Origin of the sequence: Thermus aquaticus, from assembly GCF_001280255.1 — a bacterium.
Lineage (GTDB): Bacteria > Deinococcota > Deinococci > Deinococcales > Thermaceae > Thermus > Thermus aquaticus.
The window spans coordinates 1-25809 of sequence record NZ_LHCI01000106.1; the positions used below are offsets into that span (position 1 = coordinate 1).

Consider the following 25809-nt stretch of genomic DNA (forward strand, 5'->3'; position numbering starts at 1 on the left):
CAAAGTTGTCGCCGCCGCCAGCTTCTCCGCACCTCAGGGCGCCACCCTCCAGGCCAGCATCCTCGCCACCGGCTTCTCCACCCAGGCGGGCACCGGCCCCACCCAGGACGTGCCCCTCAGCACCTCCCCCGCCGACCTCATCACCGGCATCAAGAACGTCTCCGCTAAGGAAGCCTCCTTCAAGGTCCGCGTCAGCATCCCCGACACCCCCATCATCGCCGGCGCTTACCAAGTGGTCATCACCTACACCCTCATGGCCCAGTAACCCACTAACCCTAAGGGGCCGGGCTCAACCCGGCCCCCTTATACTGAAGGGGAACCCTTATGAGCCCTATGCGAGCTACAAAAAGAATCTTCTTCCCCGGCCTTGTAGCCTTGGCCAGTGCCCTCGCCCAGAGCTTCCACATAGCCAGCCCCCTAGTGGAGGAGTTCCGCTTGATCCCAGGAGAGGTGGCCAGCAGCCAAGTAGTTCTGGTCAACAACACCAACGCCCCTCTTGTGGTCCGCCTGAGCCAAGGAGACTACCGCCTCCGACCCGAGGGACCCGAGTTTCTCCCCCCCGGAACCCACCCTCGGTCCAACGCCTCCTGGGTTACCCTCTCCCAGGCGGAAGTTGCCCTTCCCCCTGGGGGTCAGGTGGCGGTCAGCTATCAGATCCGCATACCCCAGGACAATAAGCTTTCCGGAACGTACTTTAGCGTCATCTTCGCCGAAGCGGCTGAACCCGAACCCCAGGCCCCTGGTGAAGCTCCCGTGGGCATAGCCATAGCCCAGCGTCTCCGCTACGCTGTCCAGGTTCTCGTCAACATCGGCAATACGGGGGAACCCAAAATCGCTTTTCCCAAGGCCCGCTTGGTAACCGGAGAAAAGGAAGCGACTTTGGAGGTGGAAGTTGGCAACTCCGGGGATCGCTACATCCGCCCCATGGTGCGACTGGAACTCTTTCGGGAAGATGGGAGTGCCGTCACCTCTCTGCAGGAAGGTCCCGTTACGCTCCCCCCCGACTCGGCGATCCTACTCCGGCTTTCCCTCCCCAAGCTGGCTCCTGGGACCTACCAAGCGGCCTTGGTCCTGGACGGCGGCGGAGCGTTTATCTTTGGAAAACGCTACCGCTTTAGCCTAAAGGAATGAGGCGGAAACTCTGGGCGCTCGTCGTGGGGGTGCTATGGTATCTCTACCTTAGCCTTGGACTTGCCCAAAACCCGGGGGGGCGCCTCGAGGCCTTAAACCATCCAGAGACTCTCCCCTCCCGCCCCATCTCCCTCCTCTTCCGGGCCACAGGGCCCCTTCATGGCCCGGTAAAGGTCCAACTACCCCCAGGCTGGACCCTCCTTTTGCCCCCCGAGGAGGTCATCAATGTGCCGGAAGGCCAGGCAACCACTCTCCTTCTGGTGATCCAACCACCCCCCTCCACCCCCGAAGGAATGCACACCATCCTTTTGCAAGTGGGTTCTGTCCAAGCAGCCAGCCGGGTACGCGTCCAGGGGGTGCGGGCCCTACACTTGACCGTAGCGGAGGCGCCCCCCTGGGCTGATGGACCTTACAAGGCCATGTTTCTGCTGGCTAATCGGGGTACACGGAAGGAGCGGGTTACCCTTAAGGCCTGGGCGACCCTCAGCAAGGTAGAGGGTGTGGCGCCTGCGGCACTAGAGCTAGACCCAGGGCAAGAAGCTAAGGTATCCGTGACCCTCCGTCCCCAGCCCCCCACCGGAGAGGTGGCCGTGGACTTTGTCCGTCTGGAAGCAGAAGGGGAGGGTGTACGGGCTGCGGCCACCGCCAACGTCACCCTCCTTCCCAAACCCGGAACACTCCTTGAGAGGTTTCACACCTTGCCTGCTCGGCTGGTCCTAGAGTACACCCCTAGGGGTTGGACCTATGCGCTCACAGCCAGAGGCCCCACCGCCTCAGGAGCCAAGGACCTCCTGGACTTCCGCCTAAAACCTAGCGAAGTAGGGATTAGCTATCGTAAGGATCCCTTTTTTGGAGAAGCCCGCCTGGATGCCCAAGGCCTTTCGCTAAAGACCTCCTGGCAGGACGAACCCTGGGAAGTCCAGACGGCGCTGGCGGCGTCGGCCGCTCAGCTTAGCGCCACCTGGAAATCCCCTCCCTTTCGCCTAACCTTGGAAGCGCTTAGCCGCCAAGGCGTGCCCTTGCTGGGAGTTAGGGTGACCTACCGTAAGGCCTTCCTTTTGGCCGAACCCTGTCCTTTGGAAGAGGACTGCACCAGTGAAGCGAAACCCCTACTGCTGGAGGCCCAGGTCTGGCACCGCCGCGCCCTTCTTGACGTGGCTGAAGGCCCTGGAGGGGAAAGCGAGGCCAGGCTTAGCGTAGGCCTTCCTCCATGGCAACTGGACTGGGGAGCCTCGAGGCGGGGAGAAGGCTGGAATCTCGCTTTCGGTCTCAGCCGTTCCTTGGAAAGCTTCAGCCAAGTTTACTTGCGGGCCAGCCTGGAAAGCGCACCTAAAAGCGTGGGGAGAAAGGACGTGACTGCGGGCTTCATCCTTCCTTGGCCGACTCCTAAGGACCGCCTTTCAGGGGAAGTCTCGTGGCAAGGGGAACTCTGGTCCTTAAATCTGGAGTGGCGAGAAGCACAAGGTCTTTATGCCCGGCTTCGGGGAACCTTAGGAGCTTCCCCCACCCTTCAGGCCCAAGCCGGCCTAGTTTTCCCTGGTAACCCAGCGTTGAAAAGTCTGGCCTTGACCATGAACTGGCATGGGTCCTCCTGGAACCCAGGCGCAGCCGTAGATGGAGAGGTTCCCTTGGGGGAAGGTACGCTAACCTATGAAGCGGAAATAAACTCCCAGGGGTTTCGCTGGCGCACCAGCTATGCCTTAGCCTTTCGCCTCCCCCTATACCTAAAGCCCGGCCTCGGTCAGGTAAGCGGTCAGGTGCGAAATCCTGGGGGAGAACCCATAGAGGGACTCTACCTGACCCTGGGACGCCTGGCTACCCGGACTGACGCTGAAGGCCGCTTCTGGTTTCCCGCCGTACCCGAAGGCGAGCACGTGCTGGCCTTCCTTAGCACCGGGTATCTGAGCCAACCGCCGTTGCCTCTGCGCCTAGCAGTCAAGGCCGGTGAGGAAGTCCGCCTGGACCTGACCCTAATGCCCACAGGCGTAGTACGGGGGCGGATTCGTCTTGTTCTGCCGGAACCCGAGCCGGGGGTGATATACGGGATCCCCGACTTAAACCCGGAGAAGCTCTTAGCTAGCCTCCTCGTGGAGGCCCGGCAAGGAGACCAGATAATCCGCCGTTACACGGATGGCCAGGGCACCTTTTACTTCGGCGCCCTAACCCCCGGACGCTGGCAGATCCGCATCTTCTTTGACCGTTTCCCCGGAGCCTACCGCCTGGAACCCGACTTCCAGGAAGTAGAGATAACCTCCGGGGCAAACGTTGCTTTGGAGTTCCGCCTCTACCCTCTCCCTCGTCCCATCCAGTTTGAGGAAGAGGAGTCTCTCTGAGCCCGCCACAACTTTGACACAACCTCCCCCTACCCTCTAAAGCGTAGGGGTTGAGATACCCCGAACCCACAGGAGGTGACGAAGATGAAGAACATGATCAAGAAGCTGGCCCTCATCGGCACCATGGCCCTCGGCACCCTGGCCCTCGCCCAGGCAAGCGACACCCAGACCCTCTCCATCAAAGTGGACACCCTGGAAGAACTCGTGGTCGTCGCCGGAAAAACCCAGTCCGACTCCATCACCGACCCCGAGGTCATCAAGGCCGGCAACTACCAAAAGGACTTTGATACCACCCTCCGCTTCACCACCAACGCCAACGCCCTCCGCAAAGTTGTCGCCGCCGCCAGCTTCTCCGCACCTCAGGGCGCCACCCTCCAGGCCAGCATCCTCGCCACCGGCTTCTCCACCCAGGCGGGCACCGGCCCCACCCAGGACGTGCCCCTCAGCACCTCCCCCGCCGACCTCATCACCGGCATCAAGAACGTCTCCGCTAAGGAAGCCTCCTTCAAGGTCCGCGTCAGCATCCCCGACACCCCCATCATCGCCGGCGCTTACCAAGTGGTCATCACCTACACCCTCATGGCCCAGTAACCCACTAACCCTAAGGGGCCGGGCTCAACCCGGCCCCTCGCTTTCTCGGTTCAGAAGCTGTGCTCCTCGCCCGGGAACACCCCCTCCCTGACCTCGGCCACGTACTGGCTCAGGGCCTCCTGGATGAGCCGCCCCGCCTCCAGGTAGCGCTTGACGAAGCGGGGCTTGAACTCCCCGTAAAGCCCCACCACGTCGTGGAAGACCAGGACCTGGGCGTCGGTGTGGGGGCCCGCGCCGATGCCCACGGTGTGGACGGAAAGCCTTTCGGTGATCTCCTTGGCCAGAAGGGCGGGGACCATCTCCAGGACCACCCCGTAGGCCCCGGCGGCCTCGAGGGCCAAAGCCCCCCTAAGGATCCTCTCCGCCTCCTCCGGGCGCTTTCCCTGAAGCTTGTAGCCCCCAAGCTGGCTCGCCGTCTGGGGGGTGAGGCCCACGTGCCCCAGGACCGGCACCCCGGCCCGGGTGAGGCCCTGGACGATCTCCGCCACCTCCTCCCCGCCCTCCAGCTTCACGGCGTTGGCCCCGCCCTCCTTGATAAGCCTCTCCGCCGCCAAGAGGGCCCGGTCTAAGGTGGCGTAGCTGAGATAGGGAAGGTCGGCCACCAGGAAGGTGTTCGGGGCCCCCCGGCGGGCCGCCTTGGTGTGGTGGAGCATCTCCTCGAGGGTCACGGGCACCGTGGAGGGGTGGCCCAGGACCACCATGCCCAAAGAGTCCCCCACCAGGATGGCGTCCACCCCGGCGGCCTCGCATAGGCGGGCGGTGGGGTAATCGTAGGCGGTGAGGTAGACGAGCCTTTTGCCCTTAGCCTCCCGGAAGTCCTTCACCGTGCGCACGGGAAAAGGCTATCATGAGGGGGCGTGGCCGTGTACGAGGACCTGACCCTGAGGCCCAAGACCCTGGACGAGTACATCGGCCAGGAGCGCCTGAAGAAGAAGCTCAAGGTCTACCTGGAGGCCGCCAAGGCCCGGGGAGAGCCCTTGGAGCACCTCCTCCTCTTCGGGCCGCCGGGCCTGGGCAAGACCACCCTGGCCCACGTGATCGCCTACGAGCTTGGGGTCAACATCCGCACCACCTCGGGCCCGGCCATAGAGAAGCCCGGGGACCTGGCCGCCATCCTGGCCAACTCCCTGGAGGAGGGGGACATCCTCTTCATTGACGAGATCCACCGCCTAAGCCGCCAGGCGGAGGAGCACCTCTACCCGGCCATGGAGGACTTCGTCATGGACATCGTCATCGGCCAGGGCCCCGCCGCCAGGACGGTGCGCCTGGAGCTTCCCCGCTTCACCCTGATCGGGGCCACCACCCGCCCGGGCCTCATCACCGCGCCCCTCCGTAGCCGCTTCGGCATCGTGGAGCACCTGGAGTACTACACCCTGGAGGAGCTCATGGAAGGGGTGAAGCGGGACGCCAGGCTCCTGGGGGTGGGCATCACCGAGGAGGCCGCCCGGGAGATCGCCAAGCGGAGCCGGGGGACCATGCGCATCGCCAAGAGGCTCTTCCGCCGGGTGCGGGACTTCGCCCAGGTGGCGGGGGAGGAGGTGATCACCGGGGAGAGGGCTAAGGAAGCCCTAAACGCCCTAGGCCTGGACGAGCTGGGGCTGGAGAAGCGGGACCGGGAGATCCTCGAGGTCCTGATCGGCCGCTTCGGCGGGGGGCCGGTGGGCCTGGGGACCCTGGCCACCGCCCTCTCCGAGGACCCGGGCACCCTGGAGGAGGTCCACGAGCCTTACCTCATCCAGCAGGGCCTCATCAAGCGCACGCCCCGGGGGAGGGTGGCCACGGAAAGGGCCTACCGCCACCTGGGCTACCCGCCTCCCGTGGAACCCCTCCTATGATCCGCGCCAGCCTGGCGGAGCTGGACCTGGGGGAGCTTCTGAAGGCCCTGAGCGTGGGGCGGAAGAGCGCCGTGGTGAGCTTCCAGGGGCGGATCTACGGCCGGGTCCACCTCTATGGGGGCCGGATCCTCTACGCCCGCACCGAGCCCGGCCCCCACCTGGGGGAGTACCTGGTGCGCCTGGGCCACCTCACCCTGGAGGAGGTCCAAACCCTGGTGGAGCGCCAGGGCCGGGAAAGCCCCGGGACCCCTCTGGGGGCCCTGGCCCTGGAGCTGGGCCTCATCGGGGAGGAGGAGCTTCTTGAGGCGCTAAAGGCCCAGGTCCTCGAGGCCCTGGCCACCCTGCTGGGGGAAAAGGAGGGGGAGGTTCTGGCCGAGCCCCTGGACGAGGGGAGCCAGGTGGCCCTTCCCCAGACCCTGGACACGGACTGGACCCTGATGGAGGCCGCCCGCCTTCTGGACGAGTGGCGGCGGGGCCAGGTGGACCCCGACGAGGTCCTCCACCTGGCGGAAGACCCCACTCGCCACCCCCTTTCCCCGGAGGCCTGGGCGGTGCTGGAGCTATTGGACGGGGTCCGGCGGGCCAGGAGCGTGGCCCTCCTCTCCGGCCTTCCCGAAGAGGGGGTCTACCACCTCCTCCACGAGCTGAAAAGCCGGGGCCTGGTCCGCCCCTCCACCCTCCTGGCCGAGGACCCCCTGGTAGTGGTCCTGGCGGAAAGCGGCGTGGTCAGGCGGCTTCTCCTCTACCTTTTGGAGGCCCACCGCTTCCGGGTCCTTCTGGCCAAGGACCAGGAGGGCCTCCTCCGGCTCCTGAAGGAGCGGCCCAAGGGGGTCATCCTTCAGGGGGAAAGGGCCCTGGAGGCGGCCAGGAGGGTGCGGGCCACCCTCGAGGGGAGACTGGCCTCCATCTACCTGGTGAGCGACACCCCGCCCGGCCTCCTCGCCAGGCCCCTTCGGCTCCTCCACCTGCCCAAGCCCCTCAGAGCCCAGGAGGTGCTGAAGGCTCTGGAGCCCTTGCGGCAAGGGGCCCGCTAGGCTTTTCTGGGGCCCCCACCGCGGCAAAAGCCGCGGTGGGGTACTCAGTTGGGCCGCCGCCCCTCCCTGAGGAGGGCCTCCGCCCGCTCCTTGTAGGCCAGAAGGGCCTGGTGCCACTCGTCCGCGGGGTGGACGTGGGGCAGAACCGCCTCGGCCCGGACCAGGATCTCCTCGGGGGAGCGGTAGCCCAGCTGGACCAGGGTGTCCACCACCATCTCCTGGGCCCCCACCCACTCCCGGCTTCCCTCCTCGGCCCGCTCCGCCGCCTGGCGGTAGTGGGCGAGGGCCTCCTCTAGGTGCATGAGGTCGTAGGCGATGTGGCCCAGGATCAGCTCCCCCGAGGCCTCGGCCCCCAGGGCCATGGCCTCCTTGGCGGCCTCCTCCGCCTCCCCGTAGCGCCCCTGGCGGTAGAGGGCCTCCGCCAGGTCGGCCCAGACCTGGGCCCGGTAGGGGTAAGCCTCCTCCCGCAGGGCCTCCCTCAGATACCCCTCGGCCTCCAGGTAAGCCCCCTGGTCCAGGGCCGCCACCCCCATCTCGTGGAGGACGTAGGGCCTCTCCCCCGCCTCGGCCCGCCGCAGGGCCTCCTCGTAGGCCTCCATGGCCTCCTGGTACCGCCCGAGCTGCAAGAGGGCCTGGGCCGCCACCAGGGGGGTACCGTAGGCCTTGTGGCCGCTTTCCTCCTCCTCTTCCAGGGCCCTTCTGGCCTCCTCCAAGGCCCGGTTGGGGTTGCCCAGGAGGAGGTGGGCCCGGGCCAGGAGGTAGTGGCGGGTGGCGGCGTCCTCTGCCCCTTCCCCCTCCCCCACCACGGCCTTGGCCTCCTCCAGGGCCAGGAGGGCCCTCTCCCCTTCCCCGGCCTCCAGCCACATGGCGGCGGCGTCCAGAAGGAGCCAGTAGCGCTCCAGGCCCAAAGCCAGCTCCGCCCCCCGCTCGTAGGCCAAAGCGGCCTCCCGGTGCCGCCCAAGCCGCTCCAGGGCCCGCCCCTTGAGTCCCTCGGCCCGCCAGGCCAAAAAGGCGGGAAGCCCCGGCCTAAGGGTGTTCAGGACTTCCTCAAACCGCCCCAGGTAAAAGAGGGCCTGGGCCTGGTGGTACCGGGCCCGGGGGTCCTCCGTGGGCAAGAAGAGGGGGAGGACCTCCCGCTCGGAGCGCCCCTCGAGGGCCAGAAGCTCCCCCAATAGGGCCCGGTAGAGGGGGCTATACTCCAGCTCCCCCAGCTCATAGGCCTCCTCCAGGGCCCGGTGGGCCTTCTCCAGGCCCTCCTCCCCGTAGAGGCTGTGGACCTCGGCCAAAAGGAGGAGGGCTTCCTTGGCCTCTTCCTTCCGGCCGAAGAGGGCCTTGCGGGTGAGGCGCTCAATGGCGGTGTCGTAGTCCCCCTGGTGCAGGGCCTCGAGGACCCCCCTCATCGCCGCTAAAGGATACCACGGCCCTCAGTCCTCTCACCGGCCAGGCGCTACCATAGGAGCTTGGGAGGTAGATGTTGCCGCAGCGAATCAACCCCTTCACCCTAATCTTTCTGCTCCTTCTGGGCTATCTGGCCTACACCAGCCTGACCGGCCCCCCGGCCCCCACCCTGGCCTACACCGAGTTCCGGGAGCTGGTGCGCCAGGGCAAGGTGGCCGAGGTGACCCTGGAGGAGACCCGGATCCTGGGGCTTTTAAAAGCGCCCGAGCGCTTCCCCACCCCCCAAGGGGAAAGGGTGGCCCGGCGCTTTCAGGTCCCCCTGCCCCCCGTGGCGGTCCAGGACCCCGAGCTTCTGCGCTTCCTGGAGGAAAACGGGGTCAAGGTGGTCACCAAACCCCCCTCCCTCTGGCCCCAGGTCCTCCTCTACGTGGGCTCCACCCTCCTCCTCATCGCCTTCTTCTGGTTCTTCTTCATGCGGGCCCAGGGCGGGGCGGGCCAGGTGATGCAGTTCGGCCAGAGCCGGGCCCGGCTCTACGGCAAGGAGAAGCGGGTTAACACCACCTTCAAGGACGTAGCCGGCCACGAGGAGGCCAAAAGGGAGCTCATGGAGGTGGTGGACTTCCTCAAAAACCCCAAGAAGTACCTGGAGCTGGGGGCGGAGATCCCCAAAGGGGTCCTCCTGGTGGGCCCCCCGGGCACGGGCAAGACCCTGTTGGCCCGGGCCGTGGCCGGGGAGGCCGGGGTCCCCTTCTTCTCCGTCTCCGCCAGCGAGTTCATGGAGATGTTCGTAGGCGTGGGGGCCAGCCGGGTGCGGAGCCTCTTTGAGGACGCCCGCAAAAACGCCCCCAGCATCATCTTCATAGACGAGCTGGACTCCATCGGCAGAAAGCGGGGGGCGGGGATCGGGGGCGGCCACGACGAGCGGGAGCAGACCCTGAACCAGATCCTCTCGGAGATGGACGGCTTTGAGAAGGACACCTCGGTCATCGTCCTGGCGGCCACCAACCGCCCCGACATCCTGGACCCCGCCCTTCTGCGCCCGGGCCGCTTTGACCGCCAGGTGGTGGTGGGTCTGCCCTCGCTGGAGGAGCGCAAGGAGATCCTCCTGGTGCACCTGCGGGGCAAGCCCGTGGCCGAGGACGTGGACGCCCTGGAGCTGGCCCACCTCACCCCCGGCTTCTCCGGAGCGGACCTCAAGAACCTGGTCAACGAGGCCGCCCTGATGGCGGCCCGGAACGAGGAAAAAAGGATCCGCAAGGAGCATTTCCTCAAGGCCCTGGACAAGATCGTCCTGGGCTTGGAGCGGCCCACCTTAAAGCTCTCCGAGGAGGAAAAGCGGGCCGTAGCCTACCACGAGGCGGGGCACGCCGTCGTGGGGGAGGTTCTCCCCCACGCCGACAAAACCGAAAAGGTCTCCATCGTCCCCCGGGGGATGGCCCTGGGAGCCCGCTGGAGCAAGCCCGAGGAAAGGGTCCTGGTCTCCCGGGAGCACCTGATGGACGAGCTTTCCGTCCTTATGGCGGGCCGGGCCGCCGAGGAGCTCTTCACCGGCACCGTGACCACCGGGGCCCAGGACGACTTCAAGCGGGCCACGGGGCTCGCCAAGCGCATGGTCCTGGACTGGGGCATGGGGGAGCACTTCCGGAACATCGCCTGGGGCTCGGACTCGGGGCCCATCTTCCTGGGGGAGGAGATCGCCAAGAAGAAGGACCACTCCGAGGAGACTGCCCGCCTCATTGACCAGGACATCCGGGCCATCCTGGACGAGGCCTACGCCAGGGCCCGCCAGGTCCTCCTGGAGCACGCCGAGGCCATGCACAGGATCGCCGAGGAGCTTCTAAGAGAGGAGACCATCCCCGGGGAGAGGGTCCGGGCCATTCTGAAGGAAACCGCCCCCGTCCAGAAGAGCCAGGAGGGCTAATACCACCCCATGCTGGCTTGCGCCAGCATGGGGGCCCCGGCAAAAGGTTCCTGGCCGCGGCTTTCGCCGCGGGTGGGGTACTTGGCCTCCTTGTTGATGGCCTCGAGGGGCAGGGCGACCTCAATCAGCTTTCTGAGCATGGCGGGCCTCCTCCAAGATTTTCAGGATCTCCTGGGCAGCGTAAAGCCTGTTGCGCTTCCTTTTGCTGATGGTTGTCAGAATGCCGTCTTTTTCCAGCCTCTGCACCAGCCTGTTCGCCCAGGCGTGGGTGATCTCAAGGCGGTCCTTGACCAGAGGAACGGTCAACACTGGGCGCTCAAAGAGAAGGTCTAATAACCCCAGGATGTGGGCGCTCCCCCCCTTGCGTCCGTACCTTTCCCGCCACTCCCTCCAGAGGTCAAGGAGCCTGCTGGCCCGAGCCGCCACGTCCTTGGCCTCCGTGCGCACCCCTTCCAGGAAGAAGGCCAACCAGTCCTCCCAGGCTCCCCGCTGGCTCACCCCGAGGAGAAGGTCGTAGTAGAGGTTTCGGTGCCGTTCAAAGTAAGCGGAGAGGTAGAGGGCAGGCTCCGGTAAGAGCCCCCTCTCCAAAAGCATCAGGGTGATGAGGAGCCGCCCAATCCTGCCGTTTCCATCCAGGAAGGGGTGTATGGCCTCAAACTGGTAGTGGACCAGGGCGATCTCCACGAGGGGCGGAAGCTTGTGGTCGCTGTTCCAGAAGCGCTCCAGGGCATCCAGGGCCTCCAGCATGGGGCCGGGAGGAGGGGGAACGTACCGGGCTTCCTCCAAGGAACTTCCCGGTGGACCGATCCAGTTCTGGGCCCGGCGGAACTCCCCCGGGGCCCGCCCCCCTCCGCGCACCCCCCGCAGGAGAACCGCGTGGACCTCCTTGAGGAGCCTTAGGGACAGGGGTATCTCCTGGAGAAGCTCCCTCCCCCGCTCCAGGGCGCGGATGTAGTTGAGCACCTCCTGGGCATCTTCCCTGAGCTCCGGGGAGGGGAACAAGGGCACCTGGGCCTCGAGGGCGTAAACGTCCAGCAAGCCCGCCTGCGTCCCCTCTATGCGGGAAGAGAGCACCGCTTCCTTCTGGATGAAGGGACGGATGAACAGGTAGGGGTTGGGGAGCTGGCGCAAAAGCCCCGCCAGTTCCCCAAGGGCCCTACCGGCCTCGTCAAGAAGGAGAACGAGCCGCTGGTTCCACTCCAACCGGGGAGGTAAGGGGTCTGGCAGAAAGGCGTACAAGCCTCGGCCGATGGCTAAAAGCTTCCCCGGGGCCTGGGGGGCGAAGTCCTCCGGGCGCACGGCCTTTATGATACTAACTCCCCCCTCTTGTATCATAGGACTTGGCGTGTGATACTCCCGTACTATAAGAGCCCGCTAGTCTCCTGCTAGACTAGAAGCTGTCGTAAAAGTCCTCCACAGGCAGCTACACGGCCCTGGCCAGCCGCTTCACCACCAATCGTAGCTTGCCCAGACAGACCCAGGTTTCGAGGTTTCGCTTACCCGAGGGTTTTCCTCATAGTCCTTGGCAAACGGATACCACCCTTTTACGACAGCCTCTAAGTGCCTGCACTTTTGGTTTCACAACACGGGGTGCCCAAGTCCGGGCTAAGGGCTTTTCTGGGGCCCCCACCGCGGCGAAAGCCGCGGGTGGGGTGCTTAGCAAAGCCCAGGGAGGGCCTCCCTGGCCTCCCTAAGCTCCGCCTGGGCCCGCCCCTCGTCCCAGCCCAGGAGGGGAGCCATGATCTCCACCACCCGGGGCAGGGCCGAAAGGGCCTTCTCCCGGTCCAGCAGGGCGAGGCCCAGCCTCCGGGCCAGCACGTCCATGGGCTTAGCGGCGAGCTCCTGGCGCACCGCCCACACCACCTCCCCCTCCAGGTAGGGGAGGCCGGGAAGGAGGGGCCTCTCCCCCAGGACCAGCACCTCCCCCGCCAGGGTGCCGTAGGTCTCGTAAAGGTGCCGGGCCACCGCCTCGGGGAGGTCCAAAAGGGGCCTCTCCCCCGCTCCCAGCAGGGGGGTGGTGTGGGAGGTGGAGGGAGGAAGGGAAAGGCCCAGGTCCTTGGCGATCCTCTCCACCAGGTCCAGGGCCATGAGGCGGAAGGTGGTCCACTTCCCCCCCACCAGGGTGTAGAGGCCCCGGAGCTCCTCTATGTGGTGGTCCCGCACCAATAGCCGGGTCTCCCCCTTCCCCACCAGGGGCCTCAGGCCCGACCAGGAGGCCCGGACCCGGCCCGAGAGGTCCCCCAGGTAGGGGCGGATCTCCTCCAGGAGGTAGGCCACCTCCTCCTCCCGGGGAAGGGGGCAGAAGGCGGGCTCGGCGGGGAGGTCGGTGGTGCCCAGGAGGGCCATGCCCCGGTAGGGCAGGAGGAAGAGGACCCGCCCGTCCCGGGTCCTGGGGATGAGGAGGCCCGCCTTCAGGGGGTAGTCCAGGACCAGGTGGACCCCGCTGGAGGGGGTGAGGAGGGGGGGAAGGTCCGGGTCCAGAAGGCGGCGCACCCCATCGGCCAGGGGGCCGGTGGCGTTCACCACCGCCTTAGCAAAGACCTCCACCTCCTTTCCCGTGAGGCGGTCCTGCACCACCGCTCCCCGAACCCGCCCCCCTTCCCAAAGGAGGGCCTTGGCCTCGGCGTAATTGAGGGCTACCGCCCCCCGCTCCAGGGCCGAGAGGACCAGGGCCAGGTTCAGGCGGTGGTCGGCGAACTGGCCGTCCTGGTAGGCCACGGCCCCCAGGGTGGGGGGGAGGTCGGGGAAGAGGTCCCGCACCGCCTTTGGGGGGAGGTAGCGGCTTTGGCCCAGGCGCCTCTTGCCCGAAAGGAGGTCGTAGAGCTTGAGGCCCGCCCAGTAGTAGGGGATCTCCAGGGGGCGGAAGAGGGGGGTGAGGAGGGTGAGGGGCCGGGCCAGGTGGGGAGCCAGCTCCAGGACCACCTTCCTTTCCCCCAGGGCCTCCCGGACCAGCCGGAGCTGGCGGGCGTCCAGCCGCTTCACCGCTAACTCCAAGTAGCGCACCCCCCCGTGGAGGAGCTTGGTGCTCCTAGAGCTGGTCCCTGAGGCGAAGTCCCGGGCCTCCACCAAAGCGGCCTTCAGGCCCCTCAAGGTGACCTCCCACAGAACCCCGGCCCCCGTGGCCCCCCCGCCCAGGATCAGGAGGTCAAAGGGCTCCTTGAGCCTTGCCCAGAGGGCTTCCCGGTCCATCATGTCCCCCTGGCGAAGCCTAAAGCCCGCTCCACCGCCCGTTGCCAGCCCCGCCTGAGGGCCTGGCGGCGGTCCTCGGGCATTTTGGGCAGGAAGCGGGCCTCCAGGCTCCAGGCCCTCCTCACCCCCTCCGGGTCCAAGGCCCCCGCCCCCACCCCGGCCATGAGGGCCGCCCCCAAGGCCGTGGTCTCCGTCACCCGGGGCCGGGCCACCGGCCTCCCCAGGAGGTCCGCCTGGATCTGGAGGAAGAGATCGTTTTCCGCCATGCCCCCGTCCACCCTAAGCTCCTCGAGGGGAAGCCCCGCCTCCTCGGCCATGGCCTCGGCCACGTCGGCCACCAGGAAGGCCACCCCCTCCAAGGCCGCCCGGGCCAGGTGGGCCCCGGTGGTCCCCCGGGTGAGGCCCAGGATGGCCCCCCGGGCGTAGGGGTCCCAGTAGGGGGCCCCGAGGCCGGTGAAGGCGGGGACCAGGTAGACCCCGCCCGTGTCCTCCACGCTCCGGGCCAGGGCCTCCACCTCGCGGCTTTCGGCGATGAGGCCCACCTCCTTCAGCCAGCCCACGGCCGCCCCGGCCACGAAGACGCTCCCCTCCAGGGCATAGGTGGCCTTCCCGCCCAGGCTCCAGGCCACGGTGGTGAGGAGGCCCTTCCGGGAAGGGATGGCCCGCTCCCCGGTGTTCAGAAGCAGAAAGGCCCCGGTGCCGTAGGTGCACTTCCCCTCCCCCGCCAAGAGGGCCGCCTGGCCGAAGAGGGCCACCTGCTGGTCCCCGAGAACCCCGCGGATGGGGATGGAGGCCCCAAAAAGCTCCGGCAGGGTCTCGCCAAAGTCCCCGTCCGAAGGGCGCACCTCGGGAAGCATGGCCCGGGGAACCTTTAGGAGGTCCAGAAGCTCCCCGTCCCACTCCAGGCGGTCCAGGCGGAAGAGGAGGGTGCGGCTGGCGTTCGTGGGGTCGGTGGCGTGGACCTTTCCCCCGGTCAGGTTCCAGATGAGCCAGGTGTCCACGGTGCCGAAGAGGGCCTCGCCCCGCTCGGCCTTCTCCCGAAGCTCGGGGACGTTCTCCAAAAGCCACAGGAGCTTCGTCCCCGAGAAATAGGGGTCCAGGAGGAGGCCGGTCCGTTCCCGGAAGAGGGGCTCGAGGCCCTTCTCCTTAAAGGCCTCGCACAAGGGGGCCGTGCGCCGGTCCTGCCAGACGATGGCGTTGTAGAGGGGCCTCCCCGTGGCCCTGTCCCAGACCAAAGTGGTCTCCCGCTGGTTGGTGAGGCCCAGGGCCAAAACCTCCTCCGCCCCCACCCCCGCCGCCTTCAGGGCCTCCTGGGCGGCGAGAAGTTGGCTTTCCCAGATCTCCCAGGGGTCGTGCTCCACCAGGCCCGGCCTGGGGTAGAGCTGCCGGAAAGCCCGCCGCCCCACCGCCACCACCTCGCCCTGGAGGGTGAAGAGGATGGCCCGGCTCGAGGTGGTGCCCTGGTCTAAGGCCAAAAGGTACCTCATAGCGCCTCCCGCAAAAGCCTCGCCGTTTCCTCCGGCAAGGCGTCCACCACAAAGGTCCCCGCCCCCAGCTCCGTGCCCGCGAGAAACTTCAGCTTATCCCGGGTCCGCCTGGGTGGGTAGAACTCCACGTGGAAGTGGAAGGTGCCCTCCTCCCCCAAGGGGGCGGCGTGGAAGACCATCACGTAGGGGAAAGGCTCCCCGTAAAGGGCGTCGTACCGGGCCACCACCCGGCCCAAAAGCCGGGCGAAGGCGGCCATATCCCCTTCCGAGAAGGTCCAGGGGCCGGGGTGGCGCTCCCTTGGGGCCACCCAGACCTCAAAGGGGTAGCGGGCGAAGGGGGGAACGAAGGCCAGAAAGCCCTCCTCCTGGTCCACGGCGTAAGGGTCCAGGTGAGGGAAGAGGTCCAGGAGGACCGCCCCTTCCCGGAAGGCCTGGCTCTCCCGCTCCAAAACGGGGGGCACGAAGGGGTAGGCGTAGATCTGCCCGTGGGGGTGGTGGAGGGTGACCCCCACCGCCTCCCCGCGGTTTTCAAAGGGCATGACGAAGCGCACCCCCTCCATGGCGTAGAGGGCCTGGTACCGCTCCCGCCAGACCCAGGCCAGAAGAAGCCGCTCTTCCTCGGAGAGGGAAGCCAGGCTACCCGTGTGGGCCATGGTGTAGACCACCACCTCGCACCGCCCTAAGGCCTCCCCCACGGCCACGGGAAGCCCCTCGGGGGGCGGGGGCGGGCCCGGCACCAGGGAGGGGAAGCGGTTCTCAAAGACGGCCACCTGGAACTCGGGGAAGGGGATCTCGGTAGGGAAGCTCCCCTCCCGGCTCGGGCAGAGGGGGCAGTGCTCCTTGGGGGGCAAAAAGGTCCGCTCCTGCCGATGGGCAGCGTAGACCCCCCCCTCCCGCCGCAGGGGGTGGTAGCGGAGGTGGGGGGCGGGCCCGAAGGCCTCCAAGGGCTCAGGGAGGGCCTCGGCCGTGAGGGGCGAGAGGCTATAGAGGATCAGCTCCCGCCCGTCGGCCTTGCGGTGGTGGCGTTTATAAAACGCAGGCATAGTCCAAAACCTCCTCCCCCACCTGAAGCCGGTAGGTGTTCTCCCCGCCCAAAAGCCAGGCGAAGTTCTCGGGCCGGGCCACGAAGAAGCGGCCGAACCCCATTTCCTCCATGAAGCGGCGCAGGCGGTTCCAGGCTTCCGGGTCCATGCCTCAGGCTACCAGGCCACCCCCTGGGGCAGGAGGGGGGGCAGGTAGGTGAGGGCCACCTCGTGCCGGAACCAGAGCCTCTCCCCTTCCCAGGCCTCCCCCACCAGGCGGTAGGCCCCCGAGGGCGGGTGCCTCAGGGCCTCCTGCACGGGGGCCAAAGCGGCCTGGACCTCTAGGGGGGCCTCCCAGGCCTCCATGAGGTGGAAGAAGGCGGCCCCTTAGCTCAGAGCCAGCTCCACCAGGCGCCTTAGAAGCTCAGGGTAGGTGAGCCCCTTGGCCAGGAAGAGGCGGGGGAACATGCTGGTGGGGGGGAAGCCGGGGATGGTGTTCACCTCGTTCAGGTAAAGCTCACCCTCCGCCAGGAAGAAGTCCACCCGGGCCATGCCCCTGAGGCCCAGGACCTTGTAGGCCTTCAGGGCCATCTCCTGCACCGTCTCCTCGGTCCCTGGGTCCAGGGGGGCGGGGATGAGGAGCTCCGCCCGGCCCGGGGTGTACTTGGTCTCATAGTCGTAAAAGGGGGCCTCGTAGCGCACCTCCCCCACGGGGCTGGCCTCCCCGAAGACGTTCCCCAAAACCCCCACCTCCAGCTCCCTAACCCCGGAAAGGGCCTTCTCCACCACCGCCTTCCGGTCGTGGCGGAAGGCCTCCTCCAGGGCCTCCTCCAGGTCGGCGTAGCGCTCCACCCTGGAGATGCCGATGCTGGAGCCGGTGTTGGCGGGCTTGACGAAGAAGGGAGGCTCAAAGGGCACCAGGGGGGTCTCCCCCCGGTAGAGGGCCACCCAGGGCACCACGGGAATCCCCGCCTGGGCCAGGACCCGCTTGGAAAAGTCCTTGTCCATGCACAGGGCGCTTCCCGCCACCCCCGCCCCCACGTAGGGCTTGCCCAGCATCTCCAAGAAGCCCTGGATGGTGCCGTCCTCGCCCATGGGCCCGTGGAGGAGGGGGAAGACCACCCCGTAGCGGTCCCAGTCCAAAGGAGGCGGGAAGGGGTGCTCCCCCTTGGGGGCCACCTTGGCCTCCAGGGCCCTCAACGCCTCCTCCCCCAGAAGCCAGGCCCCGTCCTTGGCGATGACGGCCAGCTCCGTGGGAAAGGGCATGTGCTTCAAGACCCCTTCCGCCGAGGCCAAGGAGACCTCGTGTTCGGGGCTCTTACCGCCGGCGATGAGAAGAACGCGAATCTCCATGCCTCAAGCTTACCCACCGGACCTCAGGTCCAGGCCGTTGAAGCGACCGGCGCAAGGGAGAAGCCCCTCCTCCACCCAGCACCAGACCGCCTTCTCGGCCGCCTCGAGGACCCTGGCCAGAATGGGCACCTCCTCCTCGGAAAAGGGCGAGAGGACGTAGGCCGCCCCCAGCTCCTTGGCCGGAGGCTTGCCGATGCCGATCCGCAAGCGGTGAAAGTCCGCGGTGCCCAAGGCCTCGGCGATGGAGGCCACCCCCCGGTTCCCGGCGGCGCTCCCCCCCGCTCTAAAGCGGAGGCGGCCCAGGGGCAGGTCCATCTCGTCGTGGACCACCAGGATCCTCTCCGGGGGGATCTTGTAGAACCGGGCCAGGGGGGCCACCACCCGCCCGGTGAGGTTGTAGTAGGTCAGGGGCTTCACGAAAAGCCCTCCCCTGGCCTCCGCCACCAGGGCCTCCCCCTTCTTGCGGAAGGGAAGGCCCAGGCGGTCCAGGACCATGAAGCCCACGTTGTGCCGGGTCCTGGCGTAGGCCTCCCCCGGGTTGCCCTGCCCCACCACAAGGAACATGCCCCTCCAAGGAAAAGGGGCGGCGAAACCGGGCCGCCCCTTGAAGAAGGCCACCTGAGGCCTAGGCCTCCTCCTCCTTCTTGCCCTTCTTGATGACCTCGGGCTCAGGGGGCGCTTCGGCGGCCTCGGCGGCCAGCTTCTCCACGTCCTCGGGCGGCACCACGGCGGCGATGGTCTCCTCCGGGTTGATGGCCAGCTTTACCCCCTCGGGAAGCTTGAGGTCGGCGGCGTGGAGGCTATCCCCGATGCCCAGGCCGGAGACGTCCACCTCAATGAACTCGGGGATGTTGCGGGGGGAGACCCGCACCAATATATCCCGGTGGACCTCCTGAAGCACCCCGCCTTCCCGCACGCCCACAGGCGTGCCCACGAAGCGCAAGGGGATGTACATCTCCACGGGCTCATCGGAGAGGACGAAAAAGTCCACGTGCTCCGGGCGGCGGCGCCTTTTGTTGAGGTTCACCTGGCGCACCAGGGTGGGCACCTCCCCATCGGGAAGCTCCAGGACGATCACGTGGTGGATGGAGGCCTGGCGGAAGACCTTGTCAAACTCCGAAAGGTCCACGTAGACCTTGCGGTTCAGGCTCTTGTTGTACATGACCCCGGGAAGCTTGCCGGCCCGCCTCAAGGCCTGGGGCTTCTCCCCCTCGCGGTAGTAGGCTTTTATGCGGTACTCCATGGCTCCTCCCTAAGCCCCAAAAGGGGCACACGAAGAAGAGTGTACCACACCCCTAGATGAGGGCGCTCACGGACTGGTTGGTGTGCACGTGGCGGATGGCCTGGGCCAGAAGCTCGGCGGTGGAGAGGACGGTGTAGCCCCCGTCCCTAAGGGGGATGGTGTCGGTGAAGACCACCTCCCTTATGGCGGGGTGGGCCAGGTTCTCCCGGGCCCCGCCCACTAGCACGGCGTGGGTGGCCAGGACCACGATCTCCGGCAGAGCGCCCGCCAAAAGGAGGGCCTCCACCCCCCGCCTGATGGTACCCCCGGTGGAGACGATGTCGTCCACCAAAAGGGGCCTCTTCCCCTCCACATCCCCGATCACGTAGGTGACCGAGGTCTCCCGGGGCCCGTGGCGGCGCTTGGCCAGCATGGCGAAGGGGAGGCCAAGCCTTTCCGCAAGCCGCCTGGCCTCCTCGGCCCTCCCGGCATCCGGGGAGACCACCACGGCGTTTTCCGCATACCCCCGCTCCTTCAGGTAGCGGGCGAAGAGGCGCACGGCGGAGAGGTGGTCCACGGGGATGTCAAAGAACCCCTGGATCTGGGGGGCGTGGAGGTCAATGGCGATGACCCGGTGGACCCCCACCCTTTCCAGGAGGCTCGCCACCAGCTTGGCGCTCACGGGCTCGCGGCCTTCGGTCTGCTTGTCCTGGCGGGCGTAGCCGAAGTAGGGGATCACGGCGTTGATGCGGGCGGCGGAGCTCCTCCGGGCGGCGTCGGCCAGGAGGAGGAGCTCCATGAGGTGGTCGTTGACGGGAGGCGAGGTGGGTTGGACCAGGTAGACATCGTCCCCCCGGACGCTCTCCAAAAGCCTTACCCGCACCTCCCCGTCGGGAAAGCGGTCCACCAGGGCCTGGCCCAGAGGGACCCCCAGGGCCTCCGCCACCCGCCGGGCCAGGTCGGGGTGGGCATTCCCCGTGAAGAGCCGGATTTCCATGGCCTATCCCTCCTCAGTATAGGCGGCCAGGGCCCGGGCCAAGAGGCCAAGGCGCCTCGAGGCCGCCTTCAAGAAGGCCTGGAAGTCCATAGCCGCCCCCTCCCCCGCCCCGTCGGTGACCACGCGGAGGAGGGCCATGGGGTGGCGGAAGCGGTAGGCCACCATAAGCGCCGCCCCGCCCTCCATCTCCACGGCGTCCGCCCCGTGGAGGGCGCGGAGCCTCGAGGCCTCCTCCGGGTCGGCCAGGAAGCGGTCCCCCGTGGCCACCACGCCCCGCCTACAGGGAAAGCCCAAGGCCCTAGCGGCGGCCTCCGCCCGGGCGAGAAGCCCGGGGTCCGAGGGGAAGAAGCGCACCCCAAAGGCCGTCTCCCCGGGGGCGCGGCCGAAGGGGGTGAGGTCCACGTCCCACTGGACCGCCCTCTCGGCCAGGAGGAGGTCCAGGGCCTTCAGGGCGGGGTTCAGGGCCCCCGCCACCCCCAGGAAGAAGCTTTCCTCGGGGGCGTGGCGGGCCAGGACGTAGGCCACGGCCATGGCGGCGGCCACCTTGCCCACCCCTGTCTCCGCCACCAGGACCCCCTGCCCCAGGTGGAGGGGAAAGGGGGCCTCGAGGGCCACCCCAGCCCCCAGGGCCTCCCTCAGGGCCTGGGCCTCCTCGGGCTCGGCGGCGAAGAAGGCCCTCATAGGGGTATGGTGGGCTGGACCTTGAGGCCCGCCCGGAGGACCCTCTCCGCCCAGGCCTTGGCCCCTTCCAGGTCGTGGTCCCGGTAGTTGCCGCACTCCCTAAAGCTGGCCCCGGGGATGGGCCCCTGGTGCAGGAGGACATCCCTCAAGGCCCGCTCAAAGGCTAAGAGGACCTCCTCTTCCTCCAGGGGCCCCTCGGCCACCAGGTAGAAGCCCGTGCGGCAGCCCATGGGGGAGAGGTCAATGACCCCGGGGAGGTGGTCCCGTATATACCCCGCGAGAAGGTGCTCCAGGGTGTGCAAGGCCGCCGTGGGAAGGGCCTCCCGGTTGGGCTGGGCCAGCCTCAGGTCGTACTTCTCCACCACCCCGCTTGCCACCCTCTTCCTGCCCGCCAGGCGCACGTAGGGGGCCTGGACCTTGGTGTGGTCTAGCCCAAAGCTCTCCACCTCGGCCATGCCCCCATGGTAACCGGTAGACTGGGGCCTATGGTGGTGGTCCTGGACTTCGGCTCCCAGTACACCAGACTGATTGCGAGAAGGCTCCGGGAACTCCGGGCCTTTTCCCTTATCCTCCCGGGCACGGCCCCCCTGGAAGAGGTCCTGAAGCACAGGCCAGAGGTCCTCATCCTCTCCGGGGGGCCCAAAAGCGTCTTTGAGGAGGACGCCCCCAGGCCCGACCCCCGCCTCTTCGCCCAGGGCCTCCCCATCCTGGGCATCTGCTACGGGATGCAGCTCATGGCCCAGGCCTTCGGGGGGAAGGTGGAGCGCGCCGGGCGGGCGGAGTACGGCAAGGCCCTCCTCACCCGCTACTCCGGGCCCCTCTTCCATGGCCTAAGGGGCGAGGTCCAGGTCTGGATGAGCCACAGCGACGCCGTCACCGAGCTCCCCCCCGGGTGGCGGGTGGCGGCCGAGACCGAGGAGAACCCGGTGGCCGCCATAGAGGCGGAAGGGGCCCCCCTTTTCGGGGTCCAGTTCCACCCCGAGGTGGCCCACACCCCCAAGGGCCTGCAGATCCTGGAAAACTTCCTGGAGGTGGCCGGGGTCAGCCGGGACTGGACCCCGGAGCACGTCCTGGAAAACCTTCTCAAAGAGGTGCGGGAGCGGGTGGGCAGTGAGCGGGTTCTTCTCGCCGTCTCCGGCGGGGTGGACTCCTCCACCCTGGCCCTCCTCCTGGCCCGGGCCGGGGTGGACCACCTGGCCGTCTTCGTGGACCACGGGCTTTTGCGCCTAGGGGAGCGGGAGGAGGTGGAAGGGGCCCTTAGGGCCCTTGGGGTCAACCTCCTGGTGGTGGAGGCCAAGGACCGCTTCCTAAAGGCCCTAAAGGGCGTGGAGGACCCCGAGGCCAAGCGCCAGGTCATCGGGCGGGCGTTCGTGGAGGTCTTCAGCCAGGTGGCCCGGGAACGAGGGCCTTTCCGCTTCCTGGCCCAGGGCACCCTCTACCCCGACGTCATAGAGTCCGCCGGCGGGCACGGGGCGGCCAAGATCAAGAGCCACCACAACGTGGGAGGCCTGCCGGAGGACCTGGCCTTTGAGCTTCTGGAGCCCTTCCGGCTCCTCTTCAAGGACGAGGTGCGGGAGCTGGCCCTCCTCCTGGGGCTCCCCGACACCATCCGCCTCCGCCACCCCTTCCCCGGGCCCGGCCTGGCCGTGCGCATCCTGGGGGAGGTCACGGAGGAGGGGCTGGCCGTCCTCCGGAGGGCTGACGACATCTTCATCAACCTCCTCAAGGAGTGGGGGCTTTACGAGAAGGTGGCCCAGGCCCTGGCGGTCCTCACGCCCCTGAGGAGCGTGGGCGTGGCGGGGGATGAGCGGCGCTACGGGCACGTCCTGGCCCTCAGGGCCGTCACCACCGAGGACTTCATGACCGCCGACTGGGCCAGGCTCCCCCTGGAGTTTTTGGACGAGGCCGCCCGGCGCATCACCCGTAGGGTGCCGGAGATCGGGCGGGTGGTCTACGACATCACCTCCAAGCCCCCCGCTACCATAGAATGGGAGTAATGGGCGAACCCGCTAGGGTCCTAAAGCGGCTTTCCCCGGAGGCCTACCTGGAGCTGGAGGCCTCCTCCCCCGTTAAGCACGAGCTTCTGGAGGGCGTCCCCTACGCCATGGCCGGGGCGGGCCGGGCCCATAACCTCGTCGTGAGCAACCTCCACTACCTCCTCTATCCCCTGGCCCGCAGGAAGGGGTGCCGCCTCTACGTGGCGGACATGAAGCTGAGGGTGGGGGAAGCCACCTTCTACTACCCAGACCTCATGGCGGTCTGCGCCCCTCCCCCGGAAAACCCCTTCTACGAGGAAGCCCCCTGCCTGGTGGTGGAGGTCCTCTCCCCCCACATGGAGGCCGTGGACCGGAGGGAAAAGCTCTGGCGCTATCTTTCCCTCCCTTCCCTAAAGGGCTACCTCCTGGTGAGCGCCGAAAGGCCCCTGGTGGAGCTCTACCGCAAGGAAGGGGAGGAGGTGCTTTACCAGGCCCTCGAGGCGGGGGAGCTTATCCTCCCCTGCCTGGAAGGAGCCCTTTCCGTGGAAGCCATCTACGCTGGGGTTGACCTAGAGCCCCAAGGGGGGTAGGCTGAAGGGGAAAGGAGGTGAACCTATGCCCACCTTTATCGTCCTGAGCACCCTGACGGACGACGGCGCCGAGACCCTGGTCAAGAACCCCGAGCGCATCAAGGAGGTGAACGGGGAGCTGGAGCGGGACTTCGGGGTCAAGGTGGTGGCCCAGTACGCCGTCCTGGGGCCCTACGACTTCGTCAACATCGTGGAGGCAGAGGACAGCCTGGCCGTGGCCCGGGCCATGCTTCACCTGGCCTCGAGGGGAAGCGTCAAGACCACCACCCTGGAGGCCATCCCCGTGGCCGACCTGATCGCCCGGCTCAAGTAGTGGAGGTCCTGGAAACCTCGGTCTACGCCGAAGACCTGGAGAAGGCCCGGGCCTTCTACGAGGGGGTCCTGGGCCTTCCCTGTTTTCAGTTCAAGCCTCCCCGGCACGCCTTCTTCCGCGCGGGGCGGGGGGTCTTTCTGGTCTTCAACCCGGCCCTCACGGAGAAGGAGGAAGCCCTCCCGCCGCATGGAGCCCGGGGAAGCGTCCACGTGGCCTTCCGGGTGGAAGAGGAGGAGCTTCCCCTCTGGGAAGAGCGCCTGAAGGCGGCGGGCTACCCCGTCTTTTGGGCCCAGTGGCCCGGGGGGAAAAGCCTCTACACCCAAGACCCTGCGGGCAACCTGGTGGAGCTGGCCCCCGGAAGGATATGGGGCCTTTAGGGGGAAGCGTGGGGGATACCCTAGCCCAAGCCCTCGTCCTCTTGGAGGAGGGGAAGGACCGGGAGGCGGAGGCTCTCCTCCTCACCCCCCAAGAAGGCCCCCTGGAGGCCGAGCGCCTGGCCCTTTTGGGCTTCGTGGAGGCCCGCAAGGGGAACCTTCGGGCCTACCGCGCCCTGGCCCTGGAGGCCGCCCGAAGGGCCCAGACCCCCCTCACCCTCTACCACCTGGGCCTGGCCCTCCCCCCGAGGGCGGGCGCCCTGGCCCTGGAGGAGGCCCTTCGGCGCACCGAGGACCCCCAGGCCCAGGGCCGCCTCGCCCTGGCCCTGGCCCGCGCCTTGAGGCGGCTCGGCCGCCTGAGGGAGGCCCTGGACTACGCCGCCTTGGCCCATGCCCGGGGGTTCACCCCCTCCGCCCTCCTGGAGTGGGCCTGGCTCAGCCTTCTCGCAGCGGAGGAGCCTTCCCTCCCCGACCTCCTCCGCCAGGTGGAGCCTTTGAGCCTGAGGGGAAGCGCGAGGGGAGGCGCGGGGCTCTACGCCCGCCTCCTCATGGCCCACCTTCGCCTTCTCCAGGGGGAGGAGCCCACCGCCCGGGCCTACCTGCGGAAGGCCCTGGAGGAGGCCCCTCTTCCCGCCCTTCCCTACCTCGCCCCTGCCGGGGTGCGCCTCCTTGGGAAGGAGGCCCTCCCCTTCCTCCAGGCGGCGAGGCCCTGGGCCAAAGAGCCTCCCGTCCAGGCCCTCCTCGCCCTGGCCCAGGGGCTTTACCGGGGGGACGGGGAAGGGGTGGCTGGGGCCCTCCCCCTCCTCCTGGAGGAGGCGGCGGAGGAGGCCATGCGGGGCCTCCTCTTTCTGGGAAGGCCCCACCCCCTCCTGGGAGAGCTCTCCAAGCGGGGGCAGGAGTTTCTCTGGCCCGCAAGCCCTTCGGCCCACTTCCAGGCCCTGGGGGAGCCGAGGCTTGGGGGCAGGCCCCTCCCCCTGCGCCAGGCAGAGCTCCTCGTTCTTCTCCTCGTCCGAAAAGAGGGGTGGAGGGGGGAGGACCTGGCCCAGGCCCTCTACGGCGAGCCCAACCTGGGGGCCTTGAAGGCCCTCCTCCACCGCCTGCGGGAAAAGGGCCTCCGGGTCTCCCCCTCCCCTTACCGCCTGGAAACCCCTCCCCCCTCGGACCTCTCGGCCTTCCTCCGGGCCCTCTCCCGGGGCGACCTGGAGGAGGCCCTGGCCCTCTACCGGGGCCCCCTCCTTCCCCAAAGCCAGGCCCCCGGGGTGGAGGCCCTCCGCCTGGAGCTGGAGGAGGCCCTGAAGCAGGCGGTGCTGGCCCAGGGCGAGGTAGAGAGCCTCTTCCTCCTGGCCGAGCGCCTGGGGGAGGACCTGGAGGTCTGGGAGGCCCTCCTGGAGAGGCTACCTCCCGAAGACCCCCGCCTCCCCATCGCCCGGGCCCGGGTGGCGCGGCTCCGCCGGGAGTACGGGGTGTGAGGCTGGGGGAAAGCAGTCGGGAACCCGGCAGGCCAAAGCGGGCCCGGAAGGCCGGGCCAAGAGGAGAAGCCCAAGAACCTTGCCCCCATGCCCCCGGGGTGCCACGAGGAAGGTTACGCGGGAGGCCAGGTGTGGAACCCCTTCCACGTAACCTCCGCGTAACCTCACCCCTGCTACCCTGGGGCCAACCCGTAAGGGGGTGAAGGAGATGCTCAAGGAGGTGCAGGAGGTCAAGGTCGGCGGCCGGAGGCAGCGGGTCCAGGTGAGGCCCTTCGCCTGGAATGCAAGAATGCTTTTGACGCTCCCAGCCTTCGTTGTTCTCTTTATTGCGGGCTGCGGGCGGGGAGCGGCGACCGATACCTCCCCCCAGGTTGCGGAGGGGTCCGGTGTTTGGAGGGAGTTCGCCCCTGGGGGGAATGGTGGTGGGCCTATACTGGGATCCGGCAATCCCACTCCCCCTTTTTTCACAGGAGGCATCTAGATGTACGCCAAATTTACCCAACTCAAAGCAGAGGTTCAGGACTTTACCCACATCTCCGTTTCGTGGTAAATCTCCCCTTGCGGGCGCAGCCCGTATCTGGTACCGGGGGTGATCCATGGACATGCTCAAGGTGGCCGAGGCCAGGCTCCAGGAGTTCACGGGCCGTTTTGCGAGCGTTTTCCCCCGATAAGCGCCTCCACCGACGGTTTGAAGAGGTGGTGCGGGGCGCCTTGGCCGCAGGCTCAGCCCGGGTGAGCGAGATGGTGGCCTCGCTCCCTTCTCCCCTCCAGAACCGCTTCCACCAGGCCAAAGCCCTTTACCGCTTCCTGTCCAACCCACGGGTGGAGGCAGAAGCCCTCCTTGACCGGGTCTATCAGGAGAGCGCGACTGCCCTGGAGGGTGAGGAGGTTCT

The 25809-nt window shown here is 67.7% G+C and carries 29 protein-coding genes; 14 read left to right on the forward strand and 15 right to left on the reverse strand.

The features are described from left to right. From BVI061214_RS13150 to BVI061214_RS00940, 4 genes are all read left to right on the forward strand, one after another. The coding region (locus BVI061214_RS13150) for a hypothetical protein (protein WP_162207997.1) at positions 1-265 on the forward strand (265 nt) is incomplete at its 5' end. 371 nt (positions 266-636) lie between these two features. Beyond that, positions 637-1131: a hypothetical protein gene (locus BVI061214_RS12800; RefSeq protein ID WP_156303192.1), complete on the forward strand. Its 495-nt coding sequence runs from the start codon at positions 637-639 to the stop codon at positions 1129-1131. 1571 nt (positions 1132-2702) lie between these two features. Next, entirely contained in the window at positions 2703-3464 is a 762-nt protein-coding gene (locus tag BVI061214_RS13155; RefSeq protein WP_248841771.1) for a carboxypeptidase-like regulatory domain-containing protein, read from the forward strand. 84 nt (positions 3465-3548) lie between these two features. Further along, positions 3549-4055, forward strand: a complete 507-nt coding sequence (locus tag BVI061214_RS00940; protein WP_053766932.1) for a hypothetical protein — start codon at positions 3549-3551, stop codon at positions 4053-4055. A gap of 50 nt (positions 4056-4105) precedes the next feature. On the opposite strand, the gene panB is transcribed toward BVI061214_RS00940, so the two are convergent. Continuing rightward, positions 4106-4888 carry a 3-methyl-2-oxobutanoate hydroxymethyltransferase gene (gene panB / locus BVI061214_RS00945; RefSeq protein ID WP_248841693.1) on the reverse strand — a complete coding sequence of 261 codons (783 nt, stop codon included), beginning with the start codon at positions 4886-4888 and terminating at the stop codon, positions 4106-4108. 30 nt (positions 4889-4918) lie between these two features. On the opposite strand from panB, the gene ruvB reads away from it, so the two are divergent. Together ruvB and BVI061214_RS00955 are read left to right on the forward strand one after the other, a co-directional pair. Beyond that, positions 4919-5890: a Holliday junction branch migration DNA helicase RuvB gene (ruvB, locus tag BVI061214_RS00950; protein ID WP_053768542.1), complete on the forward strand. Its 972-nt coding sequence runs from the start codon at positions 4919-4921 to the stop codon at positions 5888-5890. Then, a complete protein-coding gene (locus BVI061214_RS00955) occupies positions 5887-6924 on the forward strand; it encodes a DUF4388 domain-containing protein (protein WP_053766933.1) in 1038 nt (345 codons plus the stop codon). Before ruvB ends, BVI061214_RS00955 begins: the two co-directional genes overlap by 4 nt. Before the next feature lie 44 nt (positions 6925-6968). Here BVI061214_RS00955 and BVI061214_RS00960 read toward each other — a convergent pair whose 3' ends face one another. Then, positions 6969-8324 carry a CDC27 family protein gene (locus BVI061214_RS00960; protein ID WP_053766934.1) on the reverse strand — a complete coding sequence of 452 codons (1356 nt, stop codon included), beginning with the start codon at positions 8322-8324 and terminating at the stop codon, positions 6969-6971. A 74-nt stretch (positions 8325-8398) separates the two neighbouring features. Between BVI061214_RS00960 and ftsH the strand changes: the two genes are divergently transcribed. Further along, entirely contained in the window at positions 8399-10243 is a 1845-nt protein-coding gene (gene ftsH, locus BVI061214_RS00965; RefSeq protein ID WP_053768543.1) for an ATP-dependent zinc metalloprotease FtsH, read from the forward strand. On the opposite strand, the gene BVI061214_RS12805 is transcribed toward ftsH, so the two are convergent. The 13 genes from BVI061214_RS12805 to BVI061214_RS01020 all read right to left on the reverse strand — a co-directional run bounded on the left by BVI061214_RS12805 (position 10240) and on the right by BVI061214_RS01020 (position 20649). Continuing rightward, on the reverse strand, positions 10240-10383 hold the full coding sequence (locus BVI061214_RS12805; RefSeq protein ID WP_156303193.1) for a hypothetical protein: 144 nt from the start codon (positions 10381-10383) through the stop codon (positions 10240-10242). The two genes, ftsH and BVI061214_RS12805, sit on opposite strands and share 4 nt — an antisense overlap. Beyond that, entirely contained in the window at positions 10364-11542 is a 1179-nt protein-coding gene (locus BVI061214_RS00970; protein ID WP_053766935.1) for a Fic family protein, read from the reverse strand. The genes BVI061214_RS12805 and BVI061214_RS00970 overlap by 20 nt, the downstream gene beginning before the upstream one ends. A gap of 357 nt (positions 11543-11899) precedes the next feature. After that, positions 11900-13435 carry an FAD-dependent oxidoreductase gene (locus tag BVI061214_RS00975; RefSeq protein ID WP_053766936.1) on the reverse strand — a complete coding sequence of 512 codons (1536 nt, stop codon included), beginning with the start codon at positions 13433-13435 and terminating at the stop codon, positions 11900-11902. Beyond that, positions 13432-14919: a glycerol kinase GlpK gene (gene glpK / locus BVI061214_RS00980; RefSeq protein WP_053766937.1), complete on the reverse strand. Its 1488-nt coding sequence runs from the start codon at positions 14917-14919 to the stop codon at positions 13432-13434. Before glpK ends, BVI061214_RS00975 begins: the two co-directional genes overlap by 4 nt. After that, complete coding sequence (galT, locus tag BVI061214_RS00985) at positions 14916-15962, reverse strand: galactose-1-phosphate uridylyltransferase (protein WP_053766938.1); 1047 nt, start codon at positions 15960-15962, stop codon at positions 14916-14918. The genes glpK and galT overlap by 4 nt, the downstream gene beginning before the upstream one ends. Then, entirely contained in the window at positions 15946-16110 is a 165-nt protein-coding gene (locus tag BVI061214_RS12810; RefSeq protein WP_156303194.1) for a hypothetical protein, read from the reverse strand. The genes galT and BVI061214_RS12810 overlap by 17 nt, the downstream gene beginning before the upstream one ends. A gap of 8 nt (positions 16111-16118) precedes the next feature. After that, a complete protein-coding gene (locus BVI061214_RS00990; protein WP_053766939.1) occupies positions 16119-16307 on the reverse strand; it encodes a hypothetical protein in 189 nt (62 codons plus the stop codon). Between the two features lie 21 nt (positions 16308-16328). After that, positions 16329-17288: a D-alanine--D-alanine ligase gene (ddl, locus tag BVI061214_RS00995; RefSeq protein WP_053768544.1), complete on the reverse strand. Its 960-nt coding sequence runs from the start codon at positions 17286-17288 to the stop codon at positions 16329-16331. Between the two features lie 15 nt (positions 17289-17303). Further along, on the reverse strand, positions 17304-17858 hold the full coding sequence (gene pth / locus BVI061214_RS01000) for an aminoacyl-tRNA hydrolase (protein ID WP_053768545.1): 555 nt from the start codon (positions 17856-17858) through the stop codon (positions 17304-17306). Positions 17859-17919: 61 nt separating this feature from the next. Then, positions 17920-18537 (reverse strand): 50S ribosomal protein L25, encoded by a 618-nt coding sequence (locus tag BVI061214_RS01005; protein WP_053766940.1) that lies wholly within the window; start codon positions 18535-18537, stop codon positions 17920-17922. 52 nt (positions 18538-18589) lie between these two features. Beyond that, on the reverse strand, positions 18590-19513 hold the full coding sequence (locus BVI061214_RS01010; RefSeq protein ID WP_003045104.1) for a ribose-phosphate diphosphokinase: 924 nt from the start codon (positions 19511-19513) through the stop codon (positions 18590-18592). Between the two features lie 3 nt (positions 19514-19516). Beyond that, the gene (gene mtnN, locus BVI061214_RS01015; protein WP_053766941.1) at positions 19517-20194 is read right to left on the reverse strand and encodes a 5'-methylthioadenosine/S-adenosylhomocysteine nucleosidase; all 678 of its coding nucleotides are present in this window, start codon (positions 20192-20194) and stop codon (positions 19517-19519) included. Beyond that, positions 20191-20649 carry an S-ribosylhomocysteine lyase gene (locus tag BVI061214_RS01020; protein WP_053766942.1) on the reverse strand — a complete coding sequence of 153 codons (459 nt, stop codon included), beginning with the start codon at positions 20647-20649 and terminating at the stop codon, positions 20191-20193. The genes mtnN and BVI061214_RS01020 overlap by 4 nt, the downstream gene beginning before the upstream one ends. Positions 20650-20679: 30 nt before the next feature. Between BVI061214_RS01020 and guaA the strand changes: the two genes are divergently transcribed. The 7 genes from guaA to BVI061214_RS14150 form a co-directional block, all read left to right on the forward strand. After that, on the forward strand, positions 20680-22191 hold the full coding sequence (gene guaA / locus BVI061214_RS01025) for a glutamine-hydrolyzing GMP synthase (protein ID WP_053766943.1): 1512 nt from the start codon (positions 20680-20682) through the stop codon (positions 22189-22191). Continuing rightward, complete coding sequence (locus BVI061214_RS01030) at positions 22191-22760, forward strand: Uma2 family endonuclease (RefSeq protein ID WP_053766944.1); 570 nt, start codon at positions 22191-22193, stop codon at positions 22758-22760. The genes guaA and BVI061214_RS01030 overlap by 1 nt, the downstream gene beginning before the upstream one ends. Before the next feature lie 25 nt (positions 22761-22785). Beyond that, positions 22786-23073, forward strand: a complete 288-nt coding sequence (locus BVI061214_RS01035) for a glutamine synthetase/cystathionine beta-lyase binding protein (protein ID WP_003045118.1) — start codon at positions 22786-22788, stop codon at positions 23071-23073. Further along, positions 23073-23450 carry a VOC family protein gene (locus tag BVI061214_RS01040; protein ID WP_003045120.1) on the forward strand — a complete coding sequence of 126 codons (378 nt, stop codon included), beginning with the start codon at positions 23073-23075 and terminating at the stop codon, positions 23448-23450. The genes BVI061214_RS01035 and BVI061214_RS01040 overlap by 1 nt, the downstream gene beginning before the upstream one ends. Next, positions 23438-24916 (forward strand): hypothetical protein, encoded by a 1479-nt coding sequence (locus BVI061214_RS01045; RefSeq protein WP_053766945.1) that lies wholly within the window; start codon positions 23438-23440, stop codon positions 24914-24916. The genes BVI061214_RS01040 and BVI061214_RS01045 overlap by 13 nt, the downstream gene beginning before the upstream one ends. Positions 24917-25124: 208 nt before the next feature. Then, on the forward strand, positions 25125-25397 hold the full coding sequence (locus BVI061214_RS13365; RefSeq protein ID WP_156303196.1) for a hypothetical protein: 273 nt from the start codon (positions 25125-25127) through the stop codon (positions 25395-25397). Positions 25398-25459: 62 nt separating this feature from the next. Further along, positions 25460-25809: transposase DNA-binding-containing protein (locus tag BVI061214_RS14150; RefSeq protein ID WP_428843230.1), on the forward strand; the 350-nt coding region annotated here is incomplete at its 3' end.

Excerpts from the sequence above, each read along its gene's own strand:
- BVI061214_RS00960 (WP_053766934.1), bottom strand. The coding sequence starts at position 8,324 with ATGAGGGGGGTCCTCGAGGCCCTGCACCAGGGGGACTACGACACCGCC.
- BVI061214_RS01020 (WP_053766942.1), bottom strand. The coding sequence starts at position 20,649 with ATGGCCGAGGTGGAGAGCTTTGGGCTAGACCACACCAAGGTCCAGGCC.
- BVI061214_RS12810 (WP_156303194.1), bottom strand. The coding sequence starts at position 16,110 with ATGGACCCGGAAGCCTGGAACCGCCTGCGCCGCTTCATGGAGGAAATG.
- BVI061214_RS00940 (WP_053766932.1), top strand. The coding sequence starts at position 3,549 with ATGAAGAACATGATCAAGAAGCTGGCCCTCATCGGCACCATGGCCCTC.
- glpK (WP_053766937.1), bottom strand. The coding sequence starts at position 14,919 with ATGAGGTACCTTTTGGCCTTAGACCAGGGCACCACCTCGAGCCGGGCC.
- BVI061214_RS12805 (WP_156303193.1), bottom strand. The coding sequence starts at position 10,383 with ATGCTCAGAAAGCTGATTGAGGTCGCCCTGCCCCTCGAGGCCATCAAC.
- BVI061214_RS00975 (WP_053766936.1), bottom strand. The coding sequence starts at position 13,435 with ATGATGGACCGGGAAGCCCTCTGGGCAAGGCTCAAGGAGCCCTTTGAC.
- mtnN (WP_053766941.1), bottom strand. The coding sequence starts at position 20,194 with ATGAGGGCCTTCTTCGCCGCCGAGCCCGAGGAGGCCCAGGCCCTGAGG.
- BVI061214_RS01030 (WP_053766944.1), top strand. The coding sequence starts at position 22,191 with ATGGGCGAACCCGCTAGGGTCCTAAAGCGGCTTTCCCCGGAGGCCTAC.
- BVI061214_RS13365 (WP_156303196.1), top strand. The coding sequence starts at position 25,125 with ATGCTCAAGGAGGTGCAGGAGGTCAAGGTCGGCGGCCGGAGGCAGCGG.
- guaA (WP_053766943.1), top strand. The coding sequence starts at position 20,680 with ATGGTGGTGGTCCTGGACTTCGGCTCCCAGTACACCAGACTGATTGCG.
- galT (WP_053766938.1), bottom strand. The coding sequence starts at position 15,962 with ATGCCTGCGTTTTATAAACGCCACCACCGCAAGGCCGACGGGCGGGAG.
- BVI061214_RS01010 (WP_003045104.1), bottom strand. The coding sequence starts at position 19,513 with ATGGAAATCCGGCTCTTCACGGGGAATGCCCACCCCGACCTGGCCCGG.
- BVI061214_RS00990 (WP_053766939.1), bottom strand. The coding sequence starts at position 16,307 with ATGGAGGCCTGGGAGGCCCCCCTAGAGGTCCAGGCCGCTTTGGCCCCC.
- BVI061214_RS00955 (WP_053766933.1), top strand. The coding sequence starts at position 5,887 with ATGATCCGCGCCAGCCTGGCGGAGCTGGACCTGGGGGAGCTTCTGAAG.
- pth (WP_053768545.1), bottom strand. The coding sequence starts at position 17,858 with ATGTTCCTTGTGGTGGGGCAGGGCAACCCGGGGGAGGCCTACGCCAGG.
- BVI061214_RS13155 (WP_248841771.1), top strand. The coding sequence starts at position 2,703 with ATGAACTGGCATGGGTCCTCCTGGAACCCAGGCGCAGCCGTAGATGGA.
- BVI061214_RS01005 (WP_053766940.1), bottom strand. The coding sequence starts at position 18,537 with ATGGAGTACCGCATAAAAGCCTACTACCGCGAGGGGGAGAAGCCCCAG.
- BVI061214_RS01045 (WP_053766945.1), top strand. The coding sequence starts at position 23,438 with ATGGGGCCTTTAGGGGGAAGCGTGGGGGATACCCTAGCCCAAGCCCTC.
- BVI061214_RS01035 (WP_003045118.1), top strand. The coding sequence starts at position 22,786 with ATGCCCACCTTTATCGTCCTGAGCACCCTGACGGACGACGGCGCCGAG.